The 12,127-nt window shown below is 66.0% G+C and carries 11 protein-coding genes; 6 read left to right on the forward strand and 5 right to left on the reverse strand.

The annotated features are described in order from the left end of the window. Positions 1–14: 14 nt before the first annotated feature. From QXK92_RS13700 to QXK92_RS13710, 3 genes are all read left to right on the forward strand, one after another. A complete protein-coding gene (locus QXK92_RS13700) occupies positions 15–1,487 on the forward strand; it encodes a PPE family protein (RefSeq protein WP_306242144.1) in 1,473 nt (490 codons plus the stop codon). Between the two features lie 438 nt (positions 1,488–1,925). Then, a complete protein-coding gene (locus QXK92_RS13705) occupies positions 1,926–3,179 on the forward strand; it encodes a PPE family protein (RefSeq protein WP_306242145.1) in 1,254 nt (417 codons plus the stop codon). 457 nt (positions 3,180–3,636) lie between these two features. Further along, a complete protein-coding gene (locus tag QXK92_RS13710; RefSeq protein ID WP_306242146.1) occupies positions 3,637–3,945 on the forward strand; it encodes a WhiB family transcriptional regulator in 309 nt (102 codons plus the stop codon). A gap of 62 nt (positions 3,946–4,007) precedes the next feature. Here the strand turns inward: QXK92_RS13710 and QXK92_RS13715 are convergent, their stop codons facing one another. Together QXK92_RS13715 and QXK92_RS13720 are read right to left on the reverse strand one after the other, a co-directional pair. After that, the gene (locus QXK92_RS13715; RefSeq protein ID WP_306244414.1) at positions 4,008–4,544 is read right to left on the reverse strand and encodes a peroxiredoxin-like family protein; all 537 of its coding nucleotides are present in this window, start codon (positions 4,542–4,544) and stop codon (positions 4,008–4,010) included. Positions 4,545–4,593: 49 nt separating this feature from the next. Next, positions 4,594–5,520 carry an LLM class F420-dependent oxidoreductase gene (locus tag QXK92_RS13720; RefSeq protein WP_306244416.1) on the reverse strand — a complete coding sequence of 309 codons (927 nt, stop codon included), beginning with the start codon at positions 5,518–5,520 and terminating at the stop codon, positions 4,594–4,596. A gap of 256 nt (positions 5,521–5,776) precedes the next feature. Between QXK92_RS13720 and QXK92_RS13725 the strand changes: the two genes are divergently transcribed. Next, positions 5,777–7,546 (forward strand): NAD-binding protein, encoded by a 1,770-nt coding sequence (locus QXK92_RS13725; RefSeq protein WP_306242147.1) that lies wholly within the window; start codon positions 5,777–5,779, stop codon positions 7,544–7,546. Here the strand turns inward: QXK92_RS13725 and glnA are convergent. Further along, complete coding sequence (gene glnA, locus QXK92_RS13730) at positions 7,543–8,979, reverse strand: type I glutamate--ammonia ligase (protein ID WP_306242148.1); 1,437 nt, start codon at positions 8,977–8,979, stop codon at positions 7,543–7,545. The genes QXK92_RS13725 and glnA overlap by 4 nt on opposite strands. Before the next feature lie 112 nt (positions 8,980–9,091). Here glnA and QXK92_RS13735 point away from each other — a divergent pair, with 112 nt between their 5' ends. Further along, positions 9,092–9,829, forward strand: a complete 738-nt coding sequence (locus QXK92_RS13735) for a superoxide dismutase family protein (RefSeq protein ID WP_306242149.1) — start codon at positions 9,092–9,094, stop codon at positions 9,827–9,829. 14 nt (positions 9,830–9,843) lie between these two features. Further along, complete coding sequence (locus QXK92_RS13740) at positions 9,844–10,251, forward strand: hydrogenase (RefSeq protein WP_306242150.1); 408 nt, start codon at positions 9,844–9,846, stop codon at positions 10,249–10,251. Here the strand turns inward: QXK92_RS13740 and QXK92_RS13745 are convergent. Both QXK92_RS13745 and QXK92_RS13750 read right to left on the reverse strand, forming a co-directional pair. Further along, positions 10,248–10,715 (reverse strand): 2,4'-dihydroxyacetophenone dioxygenase family protein, encoded by a 468-nt coding sequence (locus QXK92_RS13745; protein WP_306242151.1) that lies wholly within the window; start codon positions 10,713–10,715, stop codon positions 10,248–10,250. The genes QXK92_RS13740 and QXK92_RS13745 overlap by 4 nt on opposite strands. 118 nt (positions 10,716–10,833) lie before the next feature. After that, positions 10,834–12,108 (reverse strand): CdaR family transcriptional regulator, encoded by a 1,275-nt coding sequence (locus tag QXK92_RS13750; RefSeq protein WP_306242152.1) that lies wholly within the window; start codon positions 12,106–12,108, stop codon positions 10,834–10,836. Between the last annotated feature and the right edge of the window lie 19 nt (positions 12,109–12,127).

The following is a 12,127-nucleotide window of genomic DNA, read 5'->3' on the forward strand; positions in this document are numbered from 1 at the left end:
AAGGACCCTTCGCGATGAGCTTCTTCACGTCCCTGCCAGAGGTCACGTCAGAGCAGATGTTCAGCGGGCCGGGCGCGGGCCCGATGCTGGCCGCCTCTGCGGCATGGGCGGCATTGGCCGATGAGCTGGACACCGCCGCCACTTCGTTCGCTTCACTGATTTCCGACCTGCTGACCTCGGGGTGGCAAAGCCCGGCAGCGAGAACCATGGCCGGTGTCGCCGCGCAGTACGGGGACTGGCTCGACGCGGCAGCCTCCCACGCCGGCGGAGCGGCGGCCGGAGCCCAATCGGTAGCCAGCGTCTACGAAGTCGCCCGGGCCGCCGTGGTGAACCCGATCGCGATCGCGATCAACCGCAACCGTCTGGTGTCGCTGGCGCTGACCAACATCTTTGGCCTCAATGCCCCGGCAATCGCGGCCACTGACGGTGAATACGAAGAAATGTGGGCCACGAATATCGCCGCGATGGTGGGCTACCACGGCGGCGCGAGCGCGATCGCCCAACAGCTGGTGCCATGGCAGAACGCGCTGAGCGGCGTCTGCCGTCAGATCGCGCCGGCAACCGGAGGCGTCGGCGGTACCGCATTGCCACCGGCCCCGGCCGCCACGGCGGTCGAGTACGGACTGATCGCCGGACTCATCGCAACCAGGCTCGGCTCGGGTATCCGGGTGCTGAGCTCGGTCGATACGCTATTCACCGCGACGATGGGGCAGCTGACCAGAGTTGCCTCAGAGCTGAGCGGCCCGGTGTTGATCACCCAGGCGGCGGCGCAGCTTTCCGCCGTGGCGGCGAACCCCGCCCTGCTCACCCGGGCCGCATCGGACATGTCGGCCGTGGCATTCAGTCCGGCGATACTCACCCAGGCGGCAGCGCAGCTGTCGGCCGTCGCGGCCGCACCGACAGCGATCGCCGCCGTTGTCGCCGACCCCGCGCTGGTCACTCAGGCGGCAGCACGCCTGTCGACAATCGTGGCGAACCCCGCTGTGCTGGCGCCGCTCGCTGACCCGACGCTGCTTACCCAGACCGCCGCCCAACTATCGGCCGTCGCAGCCAACCCGGTCCTGCTCACCCAGGCCGCCGCCCAGCTGTCCGCCGTCGCGGCCAACCCGGTCCTGCTCACCGAGGCAGCAGCCCAGATGTCGGCGATCGCGGCAAACCCGGGTCTGATCGCCTCCGTCGTCAGCCCGATCATGCTCACCCAGGCGGCCGGCCAACTGTCCGCCGTCGCAGCCAACCCCGGCCTACTCACCCAAGCCGCCGGCCAACTGTCCGCCGTCGCAGCCAACCCCGGCCTACTCACCCAAGCCGCCGGCCAACTGTCCGCCGTCGCAGCCAACCCGGGCCTGCTCACCCAAGCCATCGAACAAGCGGGTGGTGCCATCTCCCTGACCCCGATCTCCATCGACCCGACGCTGATCACCCAAGCCACCACCTTGGCGCCGGTCGCTACCGCACCGGAGGCCGCCGCGCCGGCGTTGCAGGCTTGATCTGCCCACCGGTAAGAGCTTCTGACCGCAAATTGCGGATGACGCTCGCAGCCGGACAATTGCCGACGGTTGGTATGTAACCGCCCGGCCGAACATACCGAAACTGACACTGGGACGCGTTCGACACACAATCGGAATTGTGCGCTGAAAACTTCGCGAAATGGACTCCCGCGTTAAGCGGATCCCCATTATCTTTTCTCTTGTCACGATTCCCGGATCAGCGGTGATCGCCGAGCGCTTCAGCCAAAGGATGTGGTGCGTAATGGTGGCGGCCGGAGAGGGAATGGCGGCATCGGTCGGTGGGCGGCGGAGCACCGCCGCGCACACGGCGCCGGGGAGGCGGCAGCAAAGTTCAGACGGGGGTCAGGGTAGATCACCTCGGAGCCGCCATCGCGATGGCGGTCAGGCCGGACGTACCGGCCAGGAAGGAACACTGCGATGAGTTTCCTGGTGTCGTCACCGGAGGTCACTTCAGCCCAGATGTACGCCGGCGCAGGTCCAGCACCCATGTTGGCCACCGCGGCCGCCTGGGACGGGCTGGCCGACGAATTGGGGTCGGCGGCCAAGTCGTTCACCTCGCTGCTCTCGGACCTGACGGCCTCCGCCTGGCAGGGACCCGCGGCATTGGCGATGGCCGCCGTAGCCAAGACGTACGCCGAATGGCTCGGCGGTGCCGCCAGCCATGCCGGAGGGGCGGCGACGGGCGCCAAAGCTGTGGCGAGCATTTACGAAGCGGCCCGTGCTGCCGTCGTGCATCCGGTCGAAATCGCGGTCAACCGGAACAACGTGGTGTCGCTGGCGATCCACAACATCTTCGGCATCAATGCGCCGGCGATCGCGGCCAAGGAGTTCGAATACGAAGAGATGTGGGCCAGGGACGTGGCCGCGATGGTGGGCTACCACGGCGGTGCCGTCGAGGTGGCGCGGCAGTTGGTGCCGTGGCAGAGCGCGCTGAAATCCCTGCCCGGGCAGGTTGCGGCGGCAACCGGGATCGGAGTGGCTGCGTTGCCGCCGGCGCCCGCGGCCACGGCCGTCGAGTACGGCCTGATCGCCGCCCTGATCGGCGTGGGCGCCATAGGTGCGATTTCGACGGTGGGTGACCAGTTGGGGAAGGTGGGCTACGCCGTCGGTACGGCCTTTGCGCCCGCGACGAAGGCGGTGACAACGGCCGCGGCCGCGGTGGCGGCAAGCGCTAATGCGGCCGTCGCGCCGGTGGCCAAGGCGATCGCCGAGACCCCCGTCGTGGCGGCGGCGAACGCAGCGATCACGCCCGTCGTCCAACAGATCGCGACGTCGGCCAATGGCGTGGTGGCGACCGCGACCGGCCAGCTGTCGGCGATCGCCGGCTCGGCCCAGGACGCACTGGCCCAGCAGCTCGCGACGGTCGCCGCCAACCCGCAGGTCCTGAACAACCTCCTGCAGGCGTCGTTGGCCAATCCCGCGCTGCTCAACCAGATCGTGCCGCTGCTGGCGAATAATCCGGCGCTGGTGACCACCGCGTTCGGGCTCCTGTCCAGCAATCCACAGTTGGTGATGAGTCTGGTGGCGCAGGTGCAGAGCAACCCGGCACTGGCCGCGCAGCTATTCGGGGCGTTCGCTCAGCTCCAGGCCAGCAACCCGGCGCTGGCGGCACAGTTGGTGGAGCTGGCTAAGCAACTGGGCAGCCAACTGGGCATCGGCCAGGCTGCCTGAGGCGGGGCGCCCTTTCCCTGCATCACCGCTGCGGTCCAAAGAATGTCCGGGCGGCGGTAACGCACGCGCACCTAAGGTTTCAATCACCGTGATATCTGCGAATCATCGGTAAAAAGTTTGTGCGCTCCGTGTTACCGGAATATTACCCAAGATGGCTTTGGTGGCTATTACAGCTTGCTCACATGATAGCCCTGAGCTGGCGTTTTACCCTGACGAACCGATCCGGTTAGCACACCTAGCCTTCGGCAAAGGCGTCACAGATGAACGCGGAGTTAATTCTCAAACAACGGGCACGTATTTCACCACACCGTGGGCCTATTGACGGCATTTCGATAGCCCACCTAGCGTCTAACGTGTTCGGTGTAGTCATCGGTGACGCCACTGCCATTCAGTTGCACAACTCGCCTCGTTCGCGAGCCTGCCCACTCAGGTGTGCCGTGCAGAGAGGGAATCAGCAATGCCACAGCCGGAACAGCTACCTGGACCCAACGCCGACATCTGGAACTGGCAGTTGCAGGGGTTGTGCCGCGGTGTCGACTCGTCGATGTTCTTTCATCCCGATGGTGAGCGTGGCCGCGCGCGGATGCAACGCGAGCAGCGGGCCAAGGAGATGTGCCGGCGTTGCCCGGTGATCGATGAATGCCGTACCCACGCACTAGACGTCGGCGAGCCCTACGGGGTATGGGGTGGCCTTTCGGAAGCCGAGCGCGACATGCTGCTCAAGGGCTCCCTCGGACGCAACCGCGGAATCCGCCGCTCGGCCTGATTACGGCAAGACGACGCAGGCCCGGGTGGCGTACCCCGGGCCTGTGTTCTGTCGCGCCTGGTTCAGCCGGCAGCCAATCTCAGCAGTTCATCTACCGACCATTGATCGTCGGCGTGATCACCGTATTTGCGCGCGAGTACCGTCGCGTCCGGACCGATCAGGAAGTCGGCGGGCTTACCCAGGTGATTCTCCGTCGGCGCCAAACTTCCGAACATCGATCGCACGGACCCCATCCGGCGTACACCGCGACCGGCGGCGTGCATCGCTCGGGGATGAAGGACCGAACGCAGGGAGGATCCGACTGCGAACTCGCCGTACAACCGGCGATCGGGATCGGCTATCACTGCGAACGGCAAGTCGGCCTGATAGCGGCGAAGCGCCTCGGCGTGCGAATGGAAGACCACCACCTCGGTGATCCCGGCGTCGGCGATCTCTTCGTGCCGGGACGCGATCTCGCGCAGGTGCAGGCTGCAGATAGGGCACGCGGCAAACCGCCGGAACTGAAGATGCACGAGGCCACCGGCAGCGGGAATCGCGACGGCGTCACCGTCGATTGCCGTCACTGTCCGCGCATCGATCAGGTCGCCTACATTCAGCATCACCCGTGCTCCGATCTCCGCCGCTTCACTCCGGGGCAGCGTAACCCCCTCATCCCGCGTCGAGGAGCGGCCGAAGCGCCTCACCCACCGCCGAGACGACGCCCGGGGTGTAACCGTGAGTCGGCAGATTGACGATCACGCCGTCGATGCCCGCGTCGAGGACCCGGCTCTTGATCTGCTCGGCCACCTGCTCGATCGTGCCGGTGACGGCCCGTCCGCCGCGCGCTTCGCCGATGTCCTGAGGTGCGCCGTACCCGTCGACCACCACCGTCAGCAGACAGCTCGTTTCCAAAGTTGCCGGGTCGCGGTCGATTTCGGCACAACGCTGCCGTAGTACCTCGAGCTTGGCCGGCAGGACGTCCATGTCGGCAATGATATTGAGGTGGTCCGCGTACCGGGCGGCCAGCCGGAACGTCTTCTTTTCGCCGCTGCCGCCGAGCATGACCGGAATATGGTCTCGATAGCGTGGCTCGTTGATCGCGTTCTCGGTCCGATACCACTTGCCGGAGAAGCTGGGCCGCTCGCCGTGGAACATGGGCACGATGATCTGCAGCGCCTCGTCGAGCTTTTCGAACCGCTCGGTGAAGGTGTCGAAGTCGAAGCCCAGCTGCCGGTGTTCCAGCTCGAACCAGCCGGCCCCGATGCCGAGGATCGCACGTCCCGCACTCACCACGTCCAGCGTCGTGACCTCCTTGGCCAGCAACGTCGGGTTGCGGTAGGTGTTGCCGGTCACCAACGTCGACAGCTGCACGCGCTCGGTGGCGGTCGCCAGGGCACCCAGCGCCGTGTAGGCCTCCAGCATGGGTTCATCCGGTTCGCCCAGCCCGGGCAATTGGTAGAAGTGGTCCATCAACAGCACGGTGTCGAATCCGGCACTCTCGGCCTCCTGCGCCTGCGCCTTCACGGCGGGGAACAGGTCGGCGACCGGGGTGCCGTAGGAGAAGTTGGGAATCTGCAATCCGAGTCGAATGGTCATGTAGTGGTGTAACCACACCTGGCCGGGATTAAGTCCCGGTTCGGCCGGATCCGTTGCACCGCGGCGCATTGTCGCCACCAACATTGCGGGTGGATGACCGGCACGAGTCGATCTCGTTGCACATCACCGACTATGCCTGTGCGGCATAGTAATTCACTACTCTTCGCACCCCATTCCGGTGGCACTATTCGCCCCCTTGACCGATAGTCATAGGGACCACACAGAAACGAACGCACGAGGACAACGAACCGGCGACATGGCCGAAATCTTTCAATTCCACCGCGAGATCATCGTCAGCGGCGACGACCCGCTGTCGAGGACCATCGCCGAGGAGCTTCGGGGCGCCGGCGCGCGGATCATCAAGATCAACACCGCCGCCGACCTGCGCGCCGCCGGGGTACACCGCGCCCGTGCCGTCGTCTGCGCCGGGCCCAACGATGCGGTGAACCTCGAGATTGCCTTACTGGCACGGGAATTCAGTCCTAACGTACGGGTGGTGGCACGCCTGGCCAACGAGGTGCTGCGCCGAGGGGTGGCCGGCGTCAACGGACCCGGCGCGATCCTGGATCTCGCCGACCTGGCGACGCCCTCCATCGTCGAAGCGGTGCTGTCCCGCAACGCACACCAATTCGAAGCTGCGGGAATCGATTTCGTCGTCTGGGGTTCCGAGGCGCCGCACGACGGGACGCTGCGCGAGATCCACGCCGACCTGGCGCCGGTGGCCGTCGTGCACGGCAGGAACTCCCCCGTCCCCGGCGAGGTGGTGCCCTGCCCGGGACGCGACCAACAGGTCTACGCCGGCGACTGGACCTCCATGATCGGCGTCAAGGACGAACTGGAGGCCCGCGGGATCACCGTGCCACCACCGACGGCGACGCGGTCGCGCCACTCCCGCATGCGCCGCGCCATCGATGCGACCCGTGCCATGCTCGACGACCTGAATCCGATGGTGTACCCCTCGCTGGTGTTCACGGCATTGCTGACGCTCGGCTCGACCGTGGTGGTGCGCCTGGGCCATCACAACCCGGACCTGTCCTGGCTCGACGCTCTCTACTTCGCTTCCGAGACGATCACCACGGTCGGGTACGGCGATTTCAGCTTCGCGTATCAATCCACGTTTCTGCGCTTGTTCGCTGTCGGACTGATGTTCGGCGGCGTGATCATCACCGCGGTTCTCACGGCGTTTCTCGCGGACCTGCTGCTGTCGCGGCGCTTCGTCAACACCACCGGACGGCTACGGGCCCGGCACATGCGCGGCCACATCGTCGTCATCGGCCTCGGTTCGATCGGTGTCCGGGTGGTCACCGATCTGACCGCTGCCGGTTACGACGTCCTGGTGGTCGAGCAGAACGAGAACAACCCGTTCCTGCAGACGGTGGCCGAACTGGACGTACCGGTCATCTTCGGTGACTCGACGATGCGTCAGACGCTGGAGGCGGCGCGAGTCGATCATGCGCGCGGTGTGGCAGTAGTGACCCGCGACGACATGGAGAACATCGAAACGGGGATCGTGCTGCTCGAGATCCTGGGATCCGACACGACGGTTCCGATCGTCATGCGGGTGCAAGGGCGCGCCCTGGGCACTGCGATCAACCGGCGGTTCGGCTTCGAGAACGTGCGGTCGATCGTCGACCTGGCGGCTCCCTGGTTCATCGGGGCGGCGATGGGCCTGCAGGTGCTGGGCACCTTCTGGGTCGGCCAGCGCTCCTTCATGGTGGGCGCGATGCTGGTGGCGGCGGGCAGCGAACTGGACGGACTCTTGATGCTCGAGCTGTCCACCCAGACCCGGGTCATCGCCATCATCCGCCCGGAGGGCCCGATCAGATTGCGCCCCCGCCGCGACGCGCGGCTCAAGGCGGGCGACACCGTCTACCTCATCGGCCCCTACCGGGAACTGATCGCGACGCTGCGCAAGGGCCAACCACCCCCGCTGACCGCGATCAACGGCGAGCGGACGACGACGCTGGCCGCCGCCCGCCGACCCGACGTCCGCCCGCCACGGTGGGCCCAGGACGTCGAGGTTTAGACATCGTAGTAGAGCGCGAACTCAAAAGCCGTGGGCCGCAGGTTGAATGGCGCCAGCTCGTAGTCGCGCTTGTAGTTGATCCAGGTCTGGATCAGGTCAGGCGTGAAGACGCCTCCCTCGGTGAGGTATTCGCTGTCCTCCTCCAGACGGTCGATCACCGCAGAGAGCTGCGTCGGCGCCTGCGCGATGTCCGCGGCCTCTTCGGGCGGTAGGTCATACAGGTCCTTGTCAATGGGCGGGGGCGGTTCGATCTTGTTCCTGATGCCGTCCAGCCCGGCCATCAACATCGCCGCGAACGACAGGTACGGGTTGCCGGAGGCGTCCGGACAACGGAACTCCAGCCGCTTGGCTTTCGGGTTATTGCCGGTGATCGGGATGCGTACGCACGCAGAGCGATTGCGCTGGCTGTAGACCAGATTGATCGGCGCCTCGTAGCCCGGCACCAGACGCTTGTAGGAGTTGATGGTCGGATTGGTGAACGCCAGCAGTGACGGCGCGTGGTAGAGCAACCCGCCGATGTAATGGCGGGCGGTGTCCGAGAGGCCGGCGTACCCGTCCTCGTCGTACATCAGCGGCACGCCGTCTTTCCACAACGACTGGTGGCAGTGCATACCCGAGCCGTTGTCGCCGAACAGGGGCTTGGGCATGAACGTCACGGATTTGCCTGCCTGCCAAGCGGTTTGCTTGACGATGTACTTGTACATCTGGTGATCGTCGGCCGCATGCAGCAGGGTGTTGAACCGGTAGTTGATCTCGGCCTGGCCACCGCTGCCCACCTCATGGTGCCCCTTCTCCAGGGCGAAGCCGGCGTTGGTCAGATGGGTGAGCATTTCGTCGCGCAAGTCGACGTAGTGGTCGGTCGGGGCGACCGGGAAGTACCCGCCCTTGGGGCGTACCTTGTAGCCGCGGTTCGGGCTGCCGTCCGGCTCCGTCTCCGCCCCGGTGTTCCACCATCCGGAGGTCGCGTCGACCTTGTAGAACGCGCCGTCGATGCGCGAATCGAAGCTCACCGAATCGAAGATGTAGAACTCGGCCTCGGGCCCGAAGTAAGCGGTGTCGGCGATGCCGGAGGTGATCAGGTAATTCTCGGCCTTGCGGGCGACGTTACGCGGATCGCGGGAGTAGGGCTCCAGGGTGAACGGGTCGTGCACGTGGAAATTCACGTTCAGCGTGGGGGCCTTGCGGAACGGGTCGATGGTCGCGGTCTCCGGGTCCGGAAGCAACAGCATGTCGGACTCGTGGATCGACTGGAATCCGCGGATCGAGGATCCGTCGAAGGCCAGGCCCTCCTCGAACACGTTCTCGTCGAAGGCGTAGATGGGAATTGTGAAGTGCTGCATGGTGCCTGGCAGGTCGCAGAAGCGGACATCGACATACTCGATGCTCTCGTCCCTGGCGAGTTTGAATATGTCGTCGGGTGTCTTTTCGGACAAGGGATGCTCCTTTTTCGGCTATCCGCTGGTGCGCACCTCCCATTGACACATGCCGTGCCGCACGCCGCATCCGGAGAGGTTTGGCATAGGACAATCGGGGTAGGCACGCCTCATGAAAAAGGGCGTAACACTCGCGGTCGCGGCGCTGGCCACGACAATCGCACCATTGGCCGCCTGCTCGACGCAGCAGGGCGGCAGCACCTCGTCGTCGTCTGGCGGGCAGAGCGGCGCGGAGAAGCTGAGCACTCAGCTGAAGGGTGCTGATGGTAGCCAGATCGCTACGGCCACTTTTGATTTCGCAAGCGGTTACGCGACCGTGACGGTGGAGGCCGGCCCCAATTCGGTGCTGACTCCCGGGTTCCACGGGCTTGCTGTCCACTCGGTGGGCAGTTGCGAGCCCAGCGCCTTCGAGTCCGCGGGAGGCGTGTACCAGGCGTCCGGCCATACGGGGTATCCCGCCAGCGGCCGGCTGACCGCCTTGCAGGTCCGGCCCGACGGCTCGGCGAAACTGGTCACCACGACCAGTGGCTTCACCGCCGCGGACCTCAGAAACAGCTCCGGCACCTCGCTGGTCATCTCCTCGGAGCCGAGCACCTTCGGCGAGCCTTCCGCCGACGAAACCGGTAAGCGATTGGCGTGCGGCGTCATCGCGGCGGCGTCCTCGACGACGACCACGTCGTCGACCACCTCGTCCACAGCGACGACCACCAGTGTCACCACGGTCACCACCACGACCGCTGTCGTGCCCCCGGCGACCACGAGTACGAGCACCAGCACAGTGACCGTCACCGGCACCCCGACCACGACGTCGACAGCGCCGAAGACGGTCACGACTCCTCCTGGCGGCTGAGCCGCGATCGGCACATGCAGACGGCGCTCTTCACGCTGGGACTGGCCCTGTTCCTACTCGGCCTGCTGACCGGGTTCGCTGTCTCATCGCTGAAAAACCCGCGCATGGCGCTGTCGAGCCATCTTGAAGGCGTGCTTAACGGGATGTTCCTGGTGCTGGTGGGCCTGCTGTGGCCGCACCTACACCTGTCCGGTGCGTGGGCTGCCACCGCGGCCGGGCTCATCGTGTACGCCGCCTATGCGAATTGGCTTGCCACACTGCTCGCGGCAGCCTGGGGCGCCGGTCGCAGACTCGCACCAATCGCGACCGGCGACCACCGGGCCTCCGCCGGGAAAGAGCGCACCGTCAGCGCCATGTTGTTGTCCCTCGGGGCGGCGCTCATCGCCGGCGTGGGCCTCGTCATGGTGGGACTGTGCCGCTAGGCGTCCCAGGACGTCAGATCGCGTGCCGGAATGCCCTGGGCAGCACAGTAATTCGTGTAGCGCTCGATGGAGGTCTTGTGGTTCTCCTGCCACAGGATGGTGTTGTTCTCGTCGGTGAACAGCAGCTCGCCGACGATGAAGAAGAACACCTCGGTGTCCTCCACACTCTCCGGGGTGTGCCGCGAGCCGGCGACTTCGTAGACGGTGTCACCCGCGCGGGAAACCCAGTTGTTTTCCTTGTAGCGCCAGGCTCCTTTGACGGTGTGCCCGACCACGATGCCGGTGTGGTAGTGCGGGGCCAGCTCCAGTCCGGCCGGAAACTTCATCGAGACGACGATCTCGGCACGGACCGGATCGACCTTCCAGTACTTCAGATAGACCTCGTCGCTGAGTGGGGTGAACGGAATCCAGGGGTTGTCGGCGCCGCTCATGTAGTTGACGTCGAGTTCTTGCATTGTCTGCATCGGGGTCTCCTTGCTCCGGGTTGGCGGCCGGTCGGCCAACTGACCCAAACCGTAGGGACGGACGGCGCGGATTACTTGGCGCGCGACGCCAAGGTTGCCCGCTCCCTTTGTACTGACGTCACAGTTGCCGGTTGAGTCCCGGCAGCGTGGGCAGCAGCGCAAGTGCCACTGCGAGGTCGAGGCTGTCGGTGTCGATGCTGCGGCCGAGGATCACCTGCGCCTGATCGACGCGGTAGCTGACGGTGTTCGGGTGCACAGTGAGCCGTCGGGCGGCCCGGACGCGGCTCCGATTTTCTTGCAGGTAAACCGATAACGTCGTGGCAACCCGGAAGGTTGCCTCGTCGTCGGCCGCCAGTGGCCCCAGCACCCGGTGCACGAAGGCCTCCGCGAGTTCGGCGTCGCAGCTGGCCAGTGCGGTGACCGCGATGTCCCGGTAGCGCGTCACCACATCGGCGCGGGCCCCCAGCAGCGAGGCGACCCGCCGTGCGTTGGCGGCTTCGGAATGACTGCACCGGAAGCCTTTCAGGCCGTGGCCCGGCTCGCCGAGACCGACCCGAACGCCCGCCGGAAGCTTGATCGGATGTGCAGCGAAATCGAATGTGCCGAAAGCACTTTGATGGCTGATCCAACCGAACGCCGACAGCGGCCCGACCGGGTGGACGAAGATTGTCTCACCGCCCAGCTCACGCGCGATCACGCCGAGCGCCTCACTCAAGGCCGCCTGTACGTCGGCGTCCTCCTGCACCGCCTCGACCCACGCCACCGCCCCGACGTGGTGACGATTGACGTCATAGCGCAACCGCTTCGAGGCTCGCTGCTGGTCTCGTTCGCGTTGCGCCAGGATGTCCTCGATGGCGTCGGCACGCGCGGCGGCGGTGTTGCGCAGCCACGCTTCCCGTTCGGCTTCGTAGGCCTGCTCCGCAAGGTTCAGGGCGGCATCGACGTAGCCGAACATCCAGCTGGTGGCCAGTCGGAGCGCTGCGGCCTGGTGCGCCTGGTCCGCCCCGGTCGCCGTGATGCGGTCCCACATCCACTGCCACACCAGCTCATGAGTCACCCGGTAGAAGCGCATCAGGCTGGCCAGCGGGATCTGACGCTGCACGGCGCCGCGGGCCACTGCCCGAGTCGGCGCCGGCAATTCGGCGTCGTGGGGGTCGCCGCCGAGGTCGATGATGTCGGCCAGCTGGCGCAGGCTCGCCGCGGTGCTGACCACGTTCTCTTCGACCGCCTGCGGGGCCGGAACCAGTGCGGGCATCTCCGCCTGCACCCGGGCGACGGCAAGTGCGGCGAGTTCGGTTGCGCACGTGCGTAATTCGCTGGCGATAGGGCGTAGCAGCGTTTCCCAGACCCGCTCGGCGCCCGGCTCACGAAACGGTTCCCAGGTGGGCTTCATGCCGGCTCAACCTACCCCG

Source organism: Mycobacterium sp. TY815, assembly GCF_030755135.1.
GTDB lineage: Bacteria > Actinomycetota > Actinomycetes > Mycobacteriales > Mycobacteriaceae > Mycobacterium.